This is a genomic window from Rhodococcus sp. WS1, assembly GCF_003797745.1.
Lineage (GTDB): Bacteria > Actinomycetota > Actinomycetes > Mycobacteriales > Mycobacteriaceae > Rhodococcus_F > Rhodococcus_F erythropolis.
In genome coordinates this window covers 943828-961445 of record NZ_RKLZ01000002.1, presented here as the reverse complement: position 1 = coordinate 961445, position 17618 = coordinate 943828, and the positions used below count along the sequence as shown (strand labels likewise).

Below are 17618 nucleotides of genomic sequence, written 5' to 3'. Positions count from 1 at the left end.
TAGTTCACTTGAAGTAACTGGTTCCCGATGTGAACTATAGGCGTCATGACTTACACAGTGCATGGCGCCACCGGCGCACAGGGCTCTCCCGTTCTCGCAGGACTGGTCGCGGCTCTCGCCGGATCGGCAGGGGCCGAAGTCCGAGCAATTACCCGTAACCCTGACCAGACGTTCGAGGGTGCGAACACCGTCGTCGCGGACAATGCGTCAGTCGACTCTCTCGCCGACGCTTATCGCGGGGCGGACGGGGTGTTCTTTCACCTGCCACTCGCCGGCGACACCGAGACGCTAGCTGGTTATGCCCACAATGTTCTGGCTGCAGCGAGAGCGGCACGCCCTTCGCGGTTCGTGATCTCTACCAGCGGCACGGTGATCGGCGACGCTACTTCGCCGCTTGCCGGTCCCAACACACCCGTTCTCTCCGAGCTCGTCGACGGACTTCGCGCCGAAGGCATCGCGGTGACCGTTCTGACCCCACGTTTGTTCCTCGAGAATCTTCTTCTGCCCACTGTGCTGTCGGGAGTGAAAGACGAAGGCGTCCTGCGTTACCCACTGCGTGCCGATCTCGCGGTCGCATGGAGTTCACATCTCGACGTCGCTGATGCAGCCGTCGCGGCCCTGACTCTCGACGTAGCACCGGACGCGGTCGACGTCGGACAGATTCCGGCGATCACCGGTATCGAATTGGCCGAGGCATTCGCCGAACACTTCTCGCGCGCGGTAACTTTCGAAGCCGTGACACCCGATGCCTTCGGTGCATCGATTGCGCCGATCATCGGAGCGGGTGCAGCAGCCGGGGTTTCCCAGCTCTACACGGGACTCGAATCTGCCGACAGCGTCGCGTTCGACTCCGCGACGGGTTCTACTGCTGCCTTGGGTATCACTGCCCGCAGCACGCGGGCCTGGCTGGCAGATCTCGGGGTGAACTGACCGGACAACGCAAAAGGCCGGCTCCGCGAAGTATCGCGTGGAGCCGGCCGATTTCCGGGGTTACCGGTGCGTGCGGGTCTTCAACTGGCGGTTAAGCTGCCGACTCCCGAAGTCCAGACCGGCACCGTCACTGGTGGCCAGCACGGTGAGTCCAGCGGCGACCAGCAACGAAATAAGCACAACGCTCATGGTGAGTCACCTTTCTTCCTGTCGTGAAACGGTTTTGCGCCTCCGGGAAATGCCGACATACCCGGCACCCCACTTCAGCTGACCTCAAAGTATCTGTAACTATGGGTTACGCGCAATGTGTGGTCCCTCACCTGAAAGCGCAGGGTGATGCGCAGATCACGCTGCATTCGATGGCGGACTTACCCGGCCAGAACCATGCTCACGAACTCGTCGGCGAGCGCGTGAGCGTCCGCACCGCTGCCAGGAACCACATCTGGCGCACTGTGCACCAATTGCATCTGCCCCAGGTACATCGAATAGGCAAGTACGCCACGATGTTCCGCTTTCTGCCTGTCCATCCCCAGATCGACCAACAACGTCACGATGTAGGCGACTCGACGCTCGGTGACACGTCGAACCGCCGCCGAAACCACAGGATGGTCGATCCCGGCAAGCAGTTCCAACTCCGCACGGCGACCGGGCAGTCCGGTTGTGACCGCGTCGACCAGGCGACGCAACCTCACCTCTGCCGGTTCGCCGGAGGCCTCGACGGAAGAGATCAGTCGCTCGGTTGCCAGAACTTCCCATCGATCGAGCGCAGCCTGCAGCAATTCGTCACGGTTCGCAAAGTGCCAATAGAAGGAACCCTTGGTCGATCCCAGCGTGCGTGCCACCTTCTCCACAGCGACGGCACCTGGCCCGTGGCTGGTCAGAGCCTCGAAAGCAGCATCGATCCACTGATCGCGGGAGAGTCGGGCGCGGGCATTCGTCACCTCCGTACGGTACCGTATGGGTAAGTTCCATACGGCACCGTACGGAGGATGAAATGACACTCGCATTCAAGGCAATGCCTGCACCGGACTGGGCAGAAGCCACCACGATCACCATCCCGTCTGTTCCGACCCATACATCCGAGGAGTGGGCGCAGGCCGTCTTCGACGTCAGGAATGTCCCCGCACCAGTCCTCGCGATGTTCTGGCTCAGGGAGCGGGTAGTCGGACTGCTCGGCATCGCCAAGGGACGCCCGGACACCTTTACCGTCGACAAGATCGCCGACGGCGAGGCCCTCATCGAGGCGGACGAGAAACACCTACGATTCGTCGCCTCGGTTCAGGCCGACAACGACGCCGGTCTCCTGCACGTCGTCACTGCCGTGGAGCTGAAGAACCGCGCGGGCCGAATCTACTTCGCACCAGTTCAGGTACTGCACGGCGTGATCACGCGGGCAATGATGACGTCTGCTCGAAAGAGACTGTGCACGTGATCAACCGTCCGGACCGCCCTTGAGTTCGAGGCTGATCTGATCGGCGTCCAGCGCGGCCAGTGCCGATCCGAGCATCCGTGCGTCGAACAGGCCGTCGTCCCGCGCGTCGAGTAGCGCTTGGCGCTGCGCGTCGATCACGTCGAGCCGGGTCTTCTTCTTCGACTGCCCCTCGGGTGGAACGAAACTCGCAGAAGCATCCTCGAGGAGAGCGAGCAAACGTCGATGTTCGTCGAGTTCGGAATCGGTGAGGTCCTGCGCTCCCGGACCGACCGCCACTACGACGCGCTTCAACGTCCCACCCTGAAGGATCAACGAGCCGGCTGCGACCAGGAACGCCACCAAGATCAGAAGCGATCGACTCGGAGTGTCTTCCGGAAGAGTCTGCGCGGCAGCCAGAGTGACCGCTCCGCGCATACCGGCCCAGATGACGATCGCCCCTTCACGCCATCCCAACGGCGCGGCAAGGTAGTAATCGATATCGGCAACCGTCCGCCGCACCCGAATCTTGAACCGTTCCATCTGATTCGCCGAAGGCGCCCGGCGCCTGCTACGCCGCCCTTCGTCCGGTGGGTAATCCTCTGGATTGTCGAGACGATTCGCGATGTCGGAGAGTCTGGGTTTCATGCGTTCGCGAAAGTTTGCCCGCGCTTGGAGTGCTCGCAGTAGCGGCGCGACGTACAGAGCCCGAACCAAGATCGTGAGGAACAGTGCACCCGCAGCGACGAAGAATGCGGTGGGTATTCCCTCGTGGTCGACCCGGACATCGTCGACTATCGACGAGAGTTCGAGGCCCATCACCAGGAAGATCGCACCTTCGAGGACCAGTTCGACTGTGCGCCAGTTCTGGGAGTCCGACAACCGATGACGCGGCGAGAGCTTCCGAGGAGCGTCGTAGCCGGTGACGAGCCCGGCCACGACGGCAGCAACCAACCCCGATGCACCCAACTCTTCGGCGGGGATCGCGGCCAGAAACGGCACCGTGAACGAGATGACCGTGTTTACCGTCGAGTCGGTGACACGGGCACGAACCATCAGGTTGACCTTGCCGACGACAACACCGATGACCGCGGCCACGACGACGGCAAAAGCGAACTTGCCCAACACACTCCACAGCGATACCGACGCGGCCGCTCCGGCGATGGCAGTACGCAACAGGACCAGAGCGGTGGCGTCGTTGAGCAGGCTTTCGCCTTCGAGGATCGACACCACCCGCGGCGAGACCGGGAGTTTCTTGACGATGGACGTCGCGACGGCATCCGTCGGGCTCACGATCGCGCCGAGTGCAATGCCCCACCAGATGCCGAGTCCTGGTATCACCCACGAGAAGAACACACCGAGAACAAGCGCACTCACCACGACGAGGAGAACTGAGAGCCCACCGATAGCACCGAATTCACGCCGAAACTCCATCGACGGCATCGAGACCGAAGCTGAGTACAGCAGCGGCGGAAGCACACCCGCGAGAATCCATTCCGGATCGATGTCCACCGCTGGGACAAAGGGGAGCACGCTGACAACGATCCCGGCCATCACCAGAATCAGCGGCGCCGCGACTCCGATCCGCGCCCCCAGCGTCGAGGCGGCGACGATTCCGAGTAGTCCCAGCACAACGATGATCAGCGCATCCACAGTTCCCCCGCACTCCGGCTTGTGTACCCCGCTCTTTTTACACCTGTGCCGGCGCCGCGGGCGAGACCCGCCACGCGACGGCGATCAGAAGAACCGTGAATGCCGAAGCAGGCCACAGAGCGTGAAGGCCGATCCACCGATGAACCAGCGCACCGACTACCGCGCCCGCGATCAACCCCGCGCACATCCCGAAGTGCTGCAGCCACGCCCACTTCGGGCCGCCCAGAAAGGCTCCGGTGAGACGCTGGCCCATCTTGACCAGCGCACCGGTCATGTACGTGACACCGATCGTCACCTCACCGTCGCGCTGGAACACCGAGTTGACGGCTCCCATCGCCAGGGCCATCGCCGAGATCGCGCCTGGGGTGACGTCGAGGCTGCTCATCACCGAACCGATGGCCAGCAGTCCAGCCACAACCGCAAGCACTGTTACCTTGCGGGTCCGGACGGAGTACCGCTCCGTGAAGTGGGTGACGACGGTTCCCAGCGCGATTCCCAGGAGGAAGAGCACGATGATGCCGCCTGCCACCCGCGCGGTCGACCACACCCCGTCGGCAAATGCGACGCTCGCCTGCGTCATGTTGCCGCTCATGAACGAAACGAAAGGCCCACCGAGCGTGATGAATCCGAGCGCGTCGACGTAACCGGCCAACCCGGCGAGCGCTGTCGCCAGGCCGATCAGCGACCTGCTGTATCCCGTCACCCGACGAGCTCGGTTCAGCTCAGCTTGCTGGTGCGCAGCTCGTGGCCCTTGGACGTCTTGCACCGGCCGGTCTCGAGATCCCACTGCCAGCCGTGCAGATCGCAGGTGAGGTTGGTGCCGTCGACGACACCGAACTTCGACAGGTCAGCCTTGAGGTGGGGGCAACGACGCTGAATCTCGTAGCCACCCAACTCGATAGACGCGCTGTCGTCGTGCGCCTCGGCGAACCAGCCGTCGGCGTATGCGATGCGTTCGTCGGTGAGGCACTTGAAGAACGTGTAGAGGAACTCGTTGTACCCACCGATGCGCCACGCCGTGAAGCGTGTCGACAGGAAAATGGTGTTGACCCAGTCTGGCTCGTCGTCACGCAGAACGGTGCGAACCAGTTCGGGAGCAATGCGGAAGCCGTAGCGGTACTTACCTTCTCCGTCGATGGGCTCGCGAACGATCCGCTTCGGGAAGTCGAGGACGACAGTCTCCTCTCCCATCACGAGTCCGACGGGGTAGCCGATTCCGTCGCAGATCAGATCGGACTGCGCCATGATCGGCTCGAACTTGGCCTTCAGACCGTCGAGCAGCGGCTCGCCTTCGGTCGGAGCCCACGTAGCCTTCTGCGCGGCGATGACCGGTGCCATCTTCTGCGCCATCTTCTCGATGTACTCGGCCTTGTTCGAGAAGATCTTGTCGACGTCCGCGTCCGGGATGGGATGCGTCAGGGCGACCTTCTCGCTCCCCCGAAGTTCGACGGCCGAGCCGGGGATCATCAGCAGACCACGATCGTTGCCGTTGATGCGCATCTGCTCGAGGAACGTGATCTGGTCGGGGAAGATGTTTCCCTCGTCGCCGTGATCGTCGTTGAGGTAACGCAGGTCGTCGTCGAGGAAGACCGGCGGGCCGGCCGACGGGACAACCCAGGCAGCGTCGACCTGGGCGATGTAGTTGCGGCAACGGTCCATGCCGCGCTGACGCTTCTGCTTCCCGAAGTTGCGCTTGGTGCCCTTCGGGATGTCGTAGACCATCGGGTACCAGATCGCGCCCGAGTACTGCAGCAGATGGATGTCGACCTTCCCGAAGGCGTCGGTCAGCGGGTCCAGGTCGACGGGCCTGGCGTCGTTCATGTTGAAACAGGTGGTCTCCCCGTCCGAGACGACCAGGCCTGAGTCACCGATCGGACCGTCCGCGGGAGCGCGCAAAGCGATGATCATGATGTCGAGATCGCCCTTGGGACCGCTGACTGTGTGCTTGACGGAGTCTTCCGTCTCGAAGAACTTGTGGAAGCCGAGCTTCTCGAGCTCACGTTTGAGGTCCGGCACCGGGTAATCGGGGAGCAGGACGGTGGCGTCCTTGTTGACGTGCGCGATCAGGTTCTTCGGATCGAAGTGATCCTTGTGCAGGTGCGAAACGTAGAGGTAGTCGCAATTGCCCAGCGCGTCCCAGTCCAACTCGGTGTTGTCGGGGAACGGCACCCAGGACGCGAAATACGTCGGGGTCACCCATGGATCACACAGGATGGATCCGGCCTCGGTCTGGATGTGAAATCCTGCGTGGCCGACGCTGGTGATCTGCATTGCAACCTCCGAAATCGTACTGCTGGTGCACCCAGCATAGTCGGCGCCATCAGGGCCAAATCGCGATCGAGGAGGCGGCCGGTTGTGACGTCATGCACGTCAAAGGTCGAAAGTGGGTTGTGATTCAGGCGGGCCGGTGACGCCGACAACACTCTGCGCGCTGGCGTGTTCGCCGTATTTCTTGGCGCTCATGGGAGCTGTTTCGCCATTCCCGAAGGCAGCCCCTAAGGCTAACCTAACAAACATGACTCGACTTCTTTCTCACTCCACGACCGATCGCGACTACTGGGCGATCGTGGACAACCTGACGCGGCGCGGTTTCTTCGGCGTCGGCGCGGGCGTCGCTGCGGCCGCGTTTCTCGCCGCCTGCAGCAGCACGGAGAGTTCGACGCCCGATAACGCGGAGACCTTCGAGTTCACACGCGGCGACGAGAAGCTGACCATTCCGACGGACCCTCAGAACGTCGTTGCCCTCGATCCACGCGACGGCCTCGAATTGTCGATCCTTGCGGGGTACCCGGTGACCGCCTACCCGACCGGCGCCGCCGAACACCTACGCCGCGAGGTCCCGGATGCCACCGGTGTCGAGATTTTCGCCGAAGGTGCTTCGGATCCCAACTTCGAATACATCTCGACCCTCGGCGCGGACCTTCTCGTCCTCAGCGCCGGCTGGTGGGACACCGGGTCGTACGGCAACGACCGGATGCAGCAGATCGCACCGGTCCTGCCCGTCGGCAAGGACTTCACCCCGGAATGGCGGAAGGTCATGTCGGACTTCCTCACCGGCATCGGGCGCAGCGATCGCGCCGAAGAAGTACTCGCCGAGTACGACGCCCATGTAGCTCAGGTCCGCCCGACCGTCGAACCGCTGATGGCCGGCAAGAAGGTTGCCTTCGTTGCCGCCGCGGAGGATCAGATCGCGTGGTTCCAGAACGATTTCCGCACCGCCGTCGCCGAGGACCTCGGGTTCGAGGTGCTCCGTGAAGGCCCCGACCTTCGCGTGATGCTCGGGTCGGAGCAGTTCAACCGTCTCGAAGAAGCCGACGTCATCTTCGCCTTGGATCGCAGCGCCTCCGGCAGCGCGTACACCTCGCCGACGTGGCAGCGCCTGCCCGCCGCACAGGCCGGTCGCGTGATTCCGTTCGACTACTACAAGGCCGCGGGATACGCCTTGACCGCCAAGGTCCTGGTCGACGACTTGGCGGCCGGGGTCAAGCGGTAGAACCCGACCTTCGTCAACCCGACGGGGCCCCGATCATTCGGCACCGGCGGCTCGTCCTGTCACGCGGTCCCGAAACTCGCGGAACGCTTGGAAACCACCGGTGAGCGCCCGCGCCAGTTCCTCGGCGCTTTCGACCCAGACGACGTCCTCCAACTCGGAAACGTCGTCGGGCTCGTGATTGCGCTGGGGAACGAGAAACGTCGGGTCACCCTGAGGGTTGACGATCAGGAACCCAGCGGCCGCGCAGAGGTCGTAGACGAACGCGCACTCGGCAGGCGACAGCGTCGCGTGGAAGATTCCACCACTGAGTGGATCGCTCTGCTCGAGCGAGTCGAGATGAAGGTCGGAGAAGGCCCCGTCGATCGTCAATGCCCTGTCGTCACGGTCGACGATCTCGCCTCCGTACGGGCTCTCGACCACGCGCAGCCCGTGCTGATCGAGGAAAGCGGCGACCGCCGCCCGATCAACATCGAGTTGCACGTCTTTCGTCATACGCATGAAGTGCAGCGAGAAACCCATCGATCCCCCTCGTCCATTCGCGACGCACGTGATGCGCTCGCCAGTACCTCGACAGCCGAGAAGCGTCAAAACTACCTCTCGAGTAGGGTCCGGATCGCCTCGACCACTTCGGCAGGCGCCTCTTCTGCCATGAAGTGACCTGCGGACAGCGTGCGGTGCTCGAGATCGGGCGCCCACGCTTTCCACAGGGCCTCGGCGTCGTAACCGAGCATCGAACCCCAGTCCTGCTGAATGACCGTGACCGGCATGTGCAGTTGGTTGCCCGCCTCCCGATCGACCTGATCGTGTTCGATGTCGATGCCTGCCGACGCCCGGTAATCGGCAACGATCGACGGCACGGCCTCCCGTGAGGCGCGCAGGTATTCCGCCCGCACGTCTACCGGAATCGCTTCGCGGTTCTGCGTCCACACGTCGAGAAAGTACTCGAAGAACGCGTCGGCGCTGGCGCTGATCATCTGCTCGGGGAGACCGGGTGGCTGAGCCATGAGATAGAGATGGAACGCCACAGCAGCATTCGATCCATGCAGGATGTCCCACATATCCAGGGTGGGGAGCACGTCCAGCGAACCGAGCTGTGTGATCACATCCGGGTGGTCCAGCCCAGCTCTGACGGCAACCAGCGCACCACGATCGTGGCCGACGAGGGCGAACTTCTCGTGTCCCAGCTTCTTCGCCACCTCGACAATGTCGGCAGCCATTGTTCTTTTGGAGTAGGTGTCCGGGTTTTCCTCGACCGGTTTGTCGCTGGCTCCGTATCCGCGGAGATCCGGGCAGATGACGGTGTGATCCGACGCCAACGCAGTGGCGACGTGACGCCACATGAGGTGTGTCTGGGGGAAACCGTGAAGAAGGACGAGTGGTGTTCCGTTTCCGCCGACCGCGACGTTGAGCCGCACCCCGTCTGTTGTGGAAATCTGCTGATAGTCGAAGCCTGGAATGGTGATCGTCATCGGTCGCTCTCGTTGGTCGGGGTGATGGCAATCAGCTTCGCCGTAGTCGATGAGCATTCGATGAGCGCGATAACGTGGGGAAATGCGAGACCACATATTTTTCGGAGTTCTCGGACCCGTGGTCGCGTGGAACGATTCGTCAGGGTTGATCGATCTGAAAGGTCCACGACACCGAGCGGTCCTCGCTCGTCTGATCATTGCCCGAGGACGTGTTGTTCCGGTGGACGTGATTGTCGACGACTTCTGGGTCGATCCTCCGGCCGGGGCTACCAGTGCAATACGTACGTTCGTTTCCGCACTGAGGCGCGCGCTCGAACCGGATCGTGCCCCGCGAACGAAGCCGAAAGTCATTGTCACCGAAGGCCCTGGCTACGCCTTTCGCGCTGCACCCGACGCGGTCGACGCTTGGGAATTCGAAAGACTGGTTCGTGAAGCCGCCGATTCGACGCCGGCGCAATCACTCGAACTGCTCCGAACCGCGCTCCAACTGTGGAGAGGGCCGGCCTACGCGGAGTTCGCCGAAGAACCGTGGGCTCGATCTGAGCGGTCACGCCTCGAGGAACTGCGTCTGACTGGCGTCGAACGCTTCGCATCCGCGCAACTCGATCTCGGGCGAACTGCCGAAGCGATTCCCGATCTGGACGCCCACGTCACGGAACACCCTTGGCGCGAGGACGGTTGGCGACTACTCGCTCTCGCGCTGTACCGGTCCAACCGTCAAGGCGATGCTCTGGCAGTCCTACGTCGCGCACGCGAGCTACTCGCCGAAGAGTTGGGCATCGACCCCGGGCCACGACTGACCGACCTCGAGTCCGACATTCTCCGCCGCGAAAACCACCTGGATCCTGTAGCGGCAGAACAGATCTTCACTCAGGTTTCGGCAGCGTACGACCGGACCGTAGCGGCAGGATCGAAATCGAGATTGGAGTCAACCGTCGGTCTCCTCCGAAGTTTGGCAGTTACGGGCGGAAGCGGACTCGAGACTGCCCGAAACCAACGACTGACAATCATCGGTGCCGCTGAACAATTGGACGATGTCGAACTCACCGCACGGATCATCGGCAACTACGACGTGCCCGGAATCTGGACACGATCCGACGATCCTCGGCAGGCTGCGCAGATCGTCGCGGCCGCTCAGCGCACCCTCGATCGACTTCCGGTCGGCAACGAACCCGCTCGGGCCAGACTGTTGGCGACAATTGCACTCGAATCGCGCGGACTGTCCGGTCATCGTGGGCTCGAATGTGCCCGCGCTGCAGTGCAGATCAGTCGTTCTCTCGACGATCCAGGTCTCCTGGCTTTCGCTCTGAACGGATTGTTCATGCAGACGTTCTGGACTACCGGTCTGGCCTCCGAGCGCGACGGCATCGGCCGTGAACTGGTCGACCTCTCCGCTCGACACGGACTGTCCACCTTCGAGATTCTCGGACATCTCATCCGTATGCAAGCCCTCAGCGCACTGGGGCAATTCGACGCAGCCGAGCTACACGCCGAGACAGTTGATCGATTGGCCGGACGTCACGAACGGCCGTTGGCAGCGGTGTTCACCACCTGGTTTCGCGCTATGCGAACGGCCACTACCGGCGCAGAAGCGGCGCACTGCGAGAAGCTGTACGAAGCTGCGGCGGTGAACCTTTCCGGTTCCGGCATGCCGGGTCTCGAGGACGGCATACTCCCTCTCGCAATTCTCGCCCTCCGTGTGTGGCGGGGACTGCCGGCAATTTTCGACCCGGCTACGCAGTGGGGCCCGTACGAACCCTGGGCCCGGCCACACCTGCTCATCGCACAGGGGCAGGCGAACGAAGCTGCGAAGGCCGTCGAGGCATTGCCGGACCCGCCCAAAGACCTACTCTCCGAGGCACTGTGGTGCTTGACTGCCGCGGCGGCCACTGCAGTCGGCGACAGTCGAGTCAAGGAGCGTGCTCGAGCGGCGCTCTTACCTGCCGCCGCCGAAATTGCCGGCGCCGGAAGCGGAATGCTCACAGCGGGACCCGTCTCGCACTATCTCGCCACACTGCAGTAGACCGGAACCATCAGGTGAATGCAATCACCGTGTCGCCCCACGCCTCCCGGATTTCGCAATCCAGATCAGCGACGACGGCATCGTGCTTGTCGATCAACAGTGTCGAGCGTGTGTCGGTGTCGTAAGTTGGCCATCCCGGGTCCGCACCCAGTTCACGATCGGCCCCGGTGCCGTAATCACCTGCAGCTCTGGCGAAATCCAGCCACCTCGCCTGCATGCGCTCTGACACGTGACGCGCCGCGCTCAGCCCACCCAATTTGTAGGTGATGTCCCGCGCTCCGTGATTGATGTTGCCGAAGACGTAGGCAAGTTCGGTCCCGTGGGTCGCACCAATTTTCAGCGCCTTGAGCATCGGCGGCGCGTAGTCGAATCGGTACAACCAGGTCGGTGCAATCTTGCTGTGCGCCTCGGCAATCCACAGCGTGGGCAAACGAAATCCGAAGTCACGGGTCAGCCCGAGACCAGCGCCCAGCTTGGACAGCCCCGAATACGCGCCTTCGATCTGCGAATGATCGGGTAGCTCGAGCCCAGGGTGCTCGTCGGCGATCTCCGCGAACATCGACGTGATCACGACGGGATCGATCGGCATCAACGGCGATTTCATCATCCGGAAGAGCGAAGATTCGTCTTTGTTGGTTCCGATGATCAGCGGAATCGGGTGTGCACTGCCGTGACGGAACGCGCGCACCGGGTAATCAGGGAGCAGATCACCGTCGACGATCGGCGCGAACGCCAAAGTGCCGGGCGTCTCCTGAGGGACGCGAGCAAACAGTTCGTCTGACGGCCCGATCATGTCTTCGGCAGACGTGGACCGCAATAGACCCAGATCGCCACCGCCGCTGAAGATCTCCAGAAACAGCTTCGCGACGATCTCGCCACGTTCACTCCCGTACACCGAAGTGGCGGGGGAACTCTCGGCGATAGCGCGATGAAACAGGCCACGGGCGGACGGCACGGTCATCAGCGTCGTCACAGCGCCGCCACCTGCCGACTCGCCGAACAACGTCACCCGATTCGGATCACCACCGAAGGCCGCGATGTTGCCTTGAACCCATTGCAGCGCTGCAATCATGTCGCGGAGAGCGACATTGGGTTCGAAGGTGTGTTCTTCCGAGTTGAAGGACGAGAAATCGACGAAGCCGAACACACCGATGCGGTAGTTGATCGAGACGACGACAACGTCACCGTTCTCAGCCAATGTGGTTGCGTCGAAAAGTGGTTGGCTGGATGCTCCGCGAAAGTACGCACCGCCGTGAATCCAGACCATGACCGGTTTACCCGGCGCATCAGAGCCGACGGGGCCCGGCGCCCATACGTTGAGAAACAGGCAGTCTTCATCCATCGGAACGTTCTCACCGAGCGGGATCATCGCAAGTCGACTTTGCGGTTCACACGGACCGAATTCTGTTGCGTCTTGAATCTCGGTCCACGGCTGTGGCGGAACGGGTGCGCGGAAACGCAACGACCCGACCGGAGGTGCCGCGTAGCGGATCCCCTTCCAACTCGATACCGCACCTTCCGTGGATCCACGAACCGGCCCGTACGTTGTCTCGACTACCGGCGCTTCGCTGGGTGTGATCGTCATTCGATTGCTCCTCGAGGATCCGTACCGGCCCTCAATGCTGCCAGCATCCGGTGCAAATCGGACATGTTTGCCGGATTCACTCTGCTGGCAGTCATGCAAGGCTATCGCCAGGTCATGCGCCGGATTTCGTGAACTTAGCCAACTCTCGCAATCGGACCAGATCCCAGGCATGCCTGGGCCTACGGACGCCCGGACGGTCTCGGGGGACTCTGACTCTCAGTGCCTGCGGGCTGACCGTGCACCTGACGGGAGTCGGCATCACCAGAGCCTCACCGTCGACGCCGACCGGAATCTCGTCGGTGTCGGCGTCGATGATCACCTCGAATCCGGTGCCCTGAGCCAGGCCTCGTTGATGCGCCCGATGGAGTAACCCGACGGCCTGACGGGCGCTGCCGACGGAGATCGCCACGATCCCGAGAGTGCCCCGGTCCAATCGCGGGCGATGACCGAGCCCCGCCAAGTCGTTCATCTCGTACGGTCCGTTGCTGACCAGAACCGCCTGTGGACCCACCGCGGACACGCTCGGGGAGCGCGCGGTCAGCACCGCTCCGGCGCGTCCGGCGAGCAGATCCGGGAGTTTCTGCAGGAAGGTGCTGGTTTTGGCGTCGCGGTACTCCGGACTCTGGACAACTTCGGCGTATGCCCCGAACGATGCGTTGTTGACGAAGGTTCGACCGCCGACATTACCCAGATCCACCGTCACCTCGACGCCGTCGACAAGAGCGTCGAGGCACCGTGACGGATCGTCGAGGTCGAGACCCAGATCCGCGGCGAAGTGATTGCGCGTCCCGGCGCTGACGACCAGGAAGGGCAGATCGTGTTCGGCCGCGACAGCGGCAACCAACGCCTGAGTTCCGTCGCCACCGGCAACACCGAGTAGGTCGGCGCCGTCCGCGACCGCCTGCCTGGCCAAGGCCGTCACGTCGATCTTCTCCGGCCCCTCGAGCAGTACGACCGTGGCCCCTCGTTCCTCGGCCTTGCGTTTCAAGTCGAACTTCTCGACCTTGCCACCGCCGGAGTTCGGATTCATCACGAAGAACGGTTTGGCGGGCGGCGGCGCCGGTCGCTCGACCACCGGCAGTTCCTTCTCCTCCCCCTCCAAAGCGGCGCGGGCGCAGATACCGGCTATGACGAACAATCCGATCGAGAGCAGCACCACCCACAAGAGGCGTTCTCGGATCAGGAAGGCGAGCACCACGATCGGCGTCAGAACCGCCACAGCCAACGAGATCCAGCGGAGGAATCCGCGGGTGGTCAGAAACCAGTACACCGCTACGACGCACACGACCACCCCACCGATCCCCAGGATCAGCATGGTCAAGGTTTTCAGTCCGGCGAAAATCAGGAGCACCACGACGGCAAGAACCAGCGCAGCAAATGCCGCGCGCGCCAACCAACTCTGTTTCGACGAGGGCCGATCCGTGCGGACAGGGGTCGTCATCGAGCCACCTCCCGCAGTTCGCCTCGTCGGATATTCAACTGTTGATATTGCCGTGTCTGTCTCCTCAGGACTAGCCAATTACCTACCCTCGGAAACCCACTTTTCCAGCGCTGATACTTTATGACGACACCTCGTCATAAAAAGGAGAAGGCCCGTGACAACACCGACGTCCGCAGCATGGGGATCTTCGGAGGAGCCTCTGACCGTGGTGCGGAAAGCCGGTCTTCACGGACTGCGGTGGACGGCCTGGCTGGCCGGCGCGACGGGCCTCGCACAATTGGTGTCGATCGGGCTGAACCTAACCGACACCGTCCACGGAATCGTCCCGACCACGTACCCGCCTGTAGACGTGGCCTGCAGCGTTGTCGCGCTCGTTCTCCTGGTCAGCCTGCTTGTCGGCCGACCCGACGGCCCCGCGATGTTGTCGGGTCTCGCCCTCCTCATGGCCATGCTGATGGCGCCGACCCTCCACAAACATGCACCCGAGTCGCTCTGGCTGGCGGGTGCACACGCCGTTTCGGTCGTCGCCGTCATCATGCTGTCCGTGATGACTTCGAGGTTCTCCAGTGCCGAGTTGGATCGGCCGTGACACCGGATTCACCTCTCTCACTTGCAGCCGAAGAATGGATCACCGATCTGACTGCCGCGGAGATGGAGCGATTGCGCAAACGCACGACGCTCACCGCCGCCGAGGCGCAGGAAGTCTGCCGATCCGTACGCTCGATCGCGCAGCAGATGATGCTTGTACCCGTCTCGATGTGGCAGGGTGATCCACGCCTTGTTGCGGATCTGTTCGACCTCCCCGTGACCATGAATCAGACACAGGAGGATCGACCATGCCGAAGCTGACCGGTGGCGCGACAACCGCAGAACACAAGATCGCGACCCGAGAAGCCATGTTGGACGCGTTCATTCGCGAACTTCACGAGCAGGGCTGGCAAAACGTGAAGCTGCAGACTGTGGCCCAGGCAGCCGGTGTCTCACGGACCGCGGTGTACAACTACTTCCCCGACAAATCTGCGTTACTGCTTGCCTGGTCCACCCGGGCGATGGACAGATTCCTGCTCCTGGCCGAGCGTGAACTCGCGGATCGCGAGAATCCTGTCGACCGAATCGAAATCCTCGTCAAACTGACGCTCGTCGAGTTCTCACTGCAGCGATTCACGGGAATCGCGTTGGTCGAATTGCTGTCTGCGCAAGATCGCGAAAGTTTCCTCGAACATATTGTCCCGCTGTCGGTTCTGGTAGAACAGCTCGTCCAGGAAGGTGTCGACGCCGGCGTCTTTGTCGATTCCGATGCTGCCGCGTCCGCGCAACTCATCCTCGCCTGCGTGGAAAGCCGTCGCCCGATGCTCATGGCCGGCGACCGAGTGGACACTGTCGTGGCGACCACCGTCCCGTTCATCATGCGCGCGTTGGGCGTCTCGTGGCCGACTTCCCTCACCGCCGATCCCACCGATCGGCCTGCTCACGATCGGTAGGATCGCAGGTATGCACTTCGACCTCCCGCCCATCGATCAGCAGGCCGAACGATTGATCGAACTCGGGGTACACGAGATGGCCGGGCTTTCTGCCGGCGACGTCAGGGCAGCCGCCGCAGCCGGACAAGGTGAGGTGGGACTGCTTACCGTGCACGAAAAACTCGCTCCAGCTTCCATTTTGACTCCCCTGCTCGAGCACAAGAACAAGCGGGGCTTCATTGTCGTCGACATGGCCGACGTCGATCTGTTCGCTCCTACCGAGCCGGCCGCGTTGCCTGATACCGCGATGTATCTGCTCGGTGAAGTCGACCGCGGGGATCACCTGGCCAATTGGAGCCCGGACGAAGCACTTCCCGCGATCGTTGATGCCGACCGTACGCCGCTGACCCTCACCGAAGGCATTCACTGGCTGTTGCAGCGCCCCGACGTCCTCGAACGCGGAAAGTGCTTCATGACGATCGGCTCCCGATTGCGTAAGCCTGACGGAACTTTCGACACCAGAACCCCGGCTGTGTGGATCAGCAACGGAACCGGCCGGGACGGCAAAGACAACCGCAACGCCCCGAAAGTCGGGTGGTGTTGGTGGGGTAACCGCCACACGTGGTTGGGGTTTGCATCGGCCGGCGGGCGGACGTCGCTCCCGGGTTAGAGCACGGTTGCGCGGTCGAATCGGTATCGATCCTTCCACGGCATCGCGTTCTCCAGCATTGCAGCGGCAGAGAGCAATTCTGCGTCGCAACCCCATTTCGCCGAGATCATCACGCCGAGTGGAACACCGTCTTCCGTCCAACCGAGCGGCAAGCTGATCGACGGGAATCCAGTTGCGTTGGCGACGATGGTGTTTCCCGTGAAAGCGACCATGTCGATCAGTTCGGTCGCGGGGTCTTCGTCATTGCGTAGCTCACCGACTGCCAACGGCGGTGTTGTCACCGTCGGAGTGACAACAAGATCAGCGTCGGCGTAATCCAGGCTCCACCGCCGCGCCCATGCCTGAACAACTCCGATTGCCGCGGCCAGATCGCCCGACGGCACTTCGTTCGCTCGAACACGTAAGTGCTGCACTATCGGACGGAGAAGGTGTTCGTACTCTTCTGGAATGGGCTTGGTGCCGGCCAAGGACGAGAACATCGTGGTGAAGGCATCGACGAAGGCGGTGTCTCGGACCTGAGGACGTTCGAATACGTTGTGTCCCAGGCTCTCCAGAACAACGCCCACCCTCGATACCGCCTCGGAGACTCGTGGGTCCACCGTACCGCCGGATACCGAGCCATGAGCGAGGGCGACGGTCAGGGGGCGAGAGTGCGACCCTTCTGCCTGGACGACAAACTCTTCGAACGACTTCGGCCGGGGCGGGTGAATCGTCCCGGCGCCAGGTCGCGTCGCCAGAACATCCAGCAGTGCAGCGGTATCGCGAACCGTTCGGGCGATCGGCCCCTTGCTCGCAAAACCGAAGTTGTCGTGACCTGCCACCCCCATCGTGATCAGACCGCGACTCGGCTTGAGGCCCACGACTCCGCACGTACTTGCCGGTGAACGCAACGAACCGGCGGTGTCACTTCCCTGAGCAAACGGCACCAGACCAGCGCCGACGGCGGCCGCGGCGCCACCACTGCTACCGGCAGCACTGCGTGTGCGATCGAACGGACTGCGCGCGGGCGGAGCAACTTCCGGCTCGGTGTAACACGCTGCCCCGAACTCGGGCACCGTCGTCTTGCCGATGTCGATCAGACCACCTTCTCGGATCGCCTCGACGATCTCGTCATCGGCGTCCGGCACGAAGTCCCGAAAGAGCGCCGATCCGAAGGTCGTGCGGATGCCGCGAGTCGCGTCGAGGTCCTTGATAGCCGTCGGGACGCCGAACAGGCGCGGAAGCGGTCCGGCGTCCCGCGCGTCCAACCTGCGCTGGGCCTGCTCGGCGAGTTCGATCGCATGTTCCCCGGCGATCGTCGTGAATGCACCCACGTCATCGGAAGTGGTCGCACGATCGACGAAGTACCGTGCCACATCGGGGATCGAGACCTGCTTCGCGGCGATCACTGCGGCGAGTTCGACAGCGGACAATTGATGGAGATCAGTCATGGGGCAGCACTCCTTGTAGGTCAATCGGCACTTGTAATTTCGATACGCGTATCGCT

At 62.7% G+C, this 17618-nt stretch carries 18 protein-coding genes; 8 read left to right on the top strand and 10 right to left on the bottom strand.

What is annotated here, in order from left to right:
• Positions 1–45: 45 nt before the first annotated feature.
• The gene (locus EEB12_RS17020; RefSeq protein WP_080910276.1) at positions 46–930 is read left to right on the top strand and encodes an SDR family oxidoreductase; all 885 of its coding nucleotides are present in this window, start codon (positions 46–48) and stop codon (positions 928–930) included.
• A gap of 60 nt (positions 931–990) precedes the next feature.
• Here the strand turns inward: EEB12_RS17020 and EEB12_RS30865 are convergent, their stop codons facing one another.
• Both EEB12_RS30865 and EEB12_RS17015 read right to left on the bottom strand, forming a co-directional pair.
• Positions 991–1119 carry a hypothetical protein gene (locus EEB12_RS30865; RefSeq protein WP_003943237.1) on the bottom strand — a complete coding sequence of 43 codons (129 nt, stop codon included), beginning with the start codon at positions 1117–1119 and terminating at the stop codon, positions 991–993.
• Between the two features lie 179 nt (positions 1120–1298).
• Complete coding sequence (locus tag EEB12_RS17015) at positions 1299–1871, bottom strand: TetR/AcrR family transcriptional regulator (protein ID WP_069145352.1); 573 nt, start codon at positions 1869–1871, stop codon at positions 1299–1301.
• 53 nt (positions 1872–1924) lie between these two features.
• On the opposite strand from EEB12_RS17015, the gene EEB12_RS17010 reads away from it, so the two are divergent.
• Complete coding sequence (locus EEB12_RS17010) at positions 1925–2362, top strand: DUF2867 domain-containing protein (protein WP_019745903.1); 438 nt, start codon at positions 1925–1927, stop codon at positions 2360–2362.
• Here EEB12_RS17010 and EEB12_RS17005 read toward each other — a convergent pair whose 3' ends face one another.
• From EEB12_RS17005 to EEB12_RS16995, 3 genes are read right to left on the bottom strand one after another with little or no spacing between them, the layout of a single operon-like run.
• Positions 2363–3991, bottom strand: a complete 1629-nt coding sequence (locus tag EEB12_RS17005) for a cation:proton antiporter (protein WP_141488181.1) — start codon at positions 3989–3991, stop codon at positions 2363–2365.
• Positions 3992–4028: 37 nt separating this feature from the next.
• Entirely contained in the window at positions 4029–4694 is a 666-nt protein-coding gene (locus tag EEB12_RS17000; protein ID WP_042953275.1) for a YoaK family protein, read from the bottom strand.
• A gap of 14 nt (positions 4695–4708) precedes the next feature.
• On the bottom strand, positions 4709–6262 hold the full coding sequence (locus tag EEB12_RS16995; protein WP_141488180.1) for an MBL fold metallo-hydrolase: 1554 nt from the start codon (positions 6260–6262) through the stop codon (positions 4709–4711).
• A 244-nt stretch (positions 6263–6506) separates the two neighbouring features.
• Here EEB12_RS16995 and EEB12_RS16990 point away from each other — a divergent pair, with 244 nt between their 5' ends.
• The gene (locus EEB12_RS16990; protein ID WP_141488179.1) at positions 6507–7484 is read left to right on the top strand and encodes an ABC transporter substrate-binding protein; all 978 of its coding nucleotides are present in this window, start codon (positions 6507–6509) and stop codon (positions 7482–7484) included.
• 33 nt (positions 7485–7517) lie between these two features.
• On the opposite strand, the gene EEB12_RS16985 is transcribed toward EEB12_RS16990, so the two are convergent.
• The gene (locus EEB12_RS16985; protein ID WP_020971240.1) at positions 7518–8003 is read right to left on the bottom strand and encodes a hypothetical protein; all 486 of its coding nucleotides are present in this window, start codon (positions 8001–8003) and stop codon (positions 7518–7520) included.
• Positions 8004–8074: 71 nt separating this feature from the next.
• Positions 8075–8953 (bottom strand): alpha/beta fold hydrolase, encoded by an 879-nt coding sequence (locus EEB12_RS16980; RefSeq protein ID WP_141488178.1) that lies wholly within the window; start codon positions 8951–8953, stop codon positions 8075–8077.
• Between the two features lie 82 nt (positions 8954–9035).
• On the opposite strand from EEB12_RS16980, the gene EEB12_RS16975 reads away from it, so the two are divergent.
• A complete protein-coding gene (locus tag EEB12_RS16975) occupies positions 9036–10976 on the top strand; it encodes a BTAD domain-containing putative transcriptional regulator (protein WP_141488177.1) in 1941 nt (646 codons plus the stop codon).
• Between the two features lie 10 nt (positions 10977–10986).
• Here the strand turns inward: EEB12_RS16975 and EEB12_RS16970 are convergent, their stop codons facing one another.
• Together EEB12_RS16970 and EEB12_RS16965 are read right to left on the bottom strand one after the other, a co-directional pair.
• The gene (locus EEB12_RS16970; RefSeq protein ID WP_020909603.1) at positions 10987–12561 is read right to left on the bottom strand and encodes a carboxylesterase/lipase family protein; all 1575 of its coding nucleotides are present in this window, start codon (positions 12559–12561) and stop codon (positions 10987–10989) included.
• A gap of 112 nt (positions 12562–12673) precedes the next feature.
• Complete coding sequence (locus EEB12_RS16965) at positions 12674–14002, bottom strand: diacylglycerol/lipid kinase family protein (RefSeq protein WP_020909604.1); 1329 nt, start codon at positions 14000–14002, stop codon at positions 12674–12676.
• Between the two features lie 154 nt (positions 14003–14156).
• Here EEB12_RS16965 and EEB12_RS16960 point away from each other — a divergent pair, with 154 nt between their 5' ends.
• Genes EEB12_RS16960 through EEB12_RS16945 form a run of 4 tightly spaced genes read left to right on the top strand, consistent with a single transcriptional unit; the run spans position 14157 to position 16132 of the window.
• The gene (locus EEB12_RS16960; protein WP_031331451.1) at positions 14157–14591 is read left to right on the top strand and encodes a hypothetical protein; all 435 of its coding nucleotides are present in this window, start codon (positions 14157–14159) and stop codon (positions 14589–14591) included.
• Entirely contained in the window at positions 14588–14851 is a 264-nt protein-coding gene (locus EEB12_RS16955) for a hypothetical protein (protein WP_019745914.1), read from the top strand. The genes EEB12_RS16960 and EEB12_RS16955 overlap by 4 nt, the downstream gene beginning before the upstream one ends.
• Positions 14839–15483: a TetR/AcrR family transcriptional regulator gene (locus EEB12_RS16950; protein ID WP_141488176.1), complete on the top strand. Its 645-nt coding sequence runs from the start codon at positions 14839–14841 to the stop codon at positions 15481–15483. The genes EEB12_RS16955 and EEB12_RS16950 overlap by 13 nt, the downstream gene beginning before the upstream one ends.
• Before the next feature lie 10 nt (positions 15484–15493).
• Positions 15494–16132, top strand: coding sequence for a DUF5701 family protein (locus tag EEB12_RS16945; RefSeq protein WP_141488175.1), 639 nt, complete (start codon positions 15494–15496; stop codon positions 16130–16132).
• On the opposite strand, the gene EEB12_RS16940 is transcribed toward EEB12_RS16945, so the two are convergent.
• Positions 16129–17562 (bottom strand): amidase, encoded by a 1434-nt coding sequence (locus tag EEB12_RS16940; RefSeq protein ID WP_141488174.1) that lies wholly within the window; start codon positions 17560–17562, stop codon positions 16129–16131. The two genes, EEB12_RS16945 and EEB12_RS16940, sit on opposite strands and share 4 nt — an antisense overlap.
• Positions 17563–17618: the final 56 nt, after the last annotated feature.

Bases quoted from the DNA above. Each gene is read 5' to 3' on its own strand.
- EEB12_RS30865 (WP_003943237.1), bottom strand. From the start codon at position 1,119: ATGAGCGTTGTGCTTATTTCGTTGCTGGTCGCCGCTGGACTCACCGTG.
- EEB12_RS16975 (WP_141488177.1), top strand. From the start codon at position 9,036: ATGCGAGACCACATATTTTTCGGAGTTCTCGGACCCGTGGTCGCGTGG.
- EEB12_RS16995 (WP_141488180.1), bottom strand. From the start codon at position 6,262: ATGCAGATCACCAGCGTCGGCCACGCAGGATTTCACATCCAGACCGAG.
- EEB12_RS16965 (WP_020909604.1), bottom strand. From the start codon at position 14,002: ATGACGACCCCTGTCCGCACGGATCGGCCCTCGTCGAAACAGAGTTGG.
- EEB12_RS17020 (WP_080910276.1), top strand. From the start codon at position 46: ATGACTTACACAGTGCATGGCGCCACCGGCGCACAGGGCTCTCCCGTT.
- EEB12_RS16970 (WP_020909603.1), bottom strand. From the start codon at position 12,561: ATGACGATCACACCCAGCGAAGCGCCGGTAGTCGAGACAACGTACGGG.
- EEB12_RS16940 (WP_141488174.1), bottom strand. From the start codon at position 17,562: ATGACTGATCTCCATCAATTGTCCGCTGTCGAACTCGCCGCAGTGATC.
- EEB12_RS16990 (WP_141488179.1), top strand. From the start codon at position 6,507: ATGACTCGACTTCTTTCTCACTCCACGACCGATCGCGACTACTGGGCG.
- EEB12_RS17010 (WP_019745903.1), top strand. From the start codon at position 1,925: ATGACACTCGCATTCAAGGCAATGCCTGCACCGGACTGGGCAGAAGCC.
- EEB12_RS16980 (WP_141488178.1), bottom strand. From the start codon at position 8,953: ATGACGATCACCATTCCAGGCTTCGACTATCAGCAGATTTCCACAACA.
- EEB12_RS16985 (WP_020971240.1), bottom strand. From the start codon at position 8,003: ATGGGTTTCTCGCTGCACTTCATGCGTATGACGAAAGACGTGCAACTC.
- EEB12_RS16950 (WP_141488176.1), top strand. From the start codon at position 14,839: ATGCCGAAGCTGACCGGTGGCGCGACAACCGCAGAACACAAGATCGCG.
- EEB12_RS16945 (WP_141488175.1), top strand. From the start codon at position 15,494: ATGCACTTCGACCTCCCGCCCATCGATCAGCAGGCCGAACGATTGATC.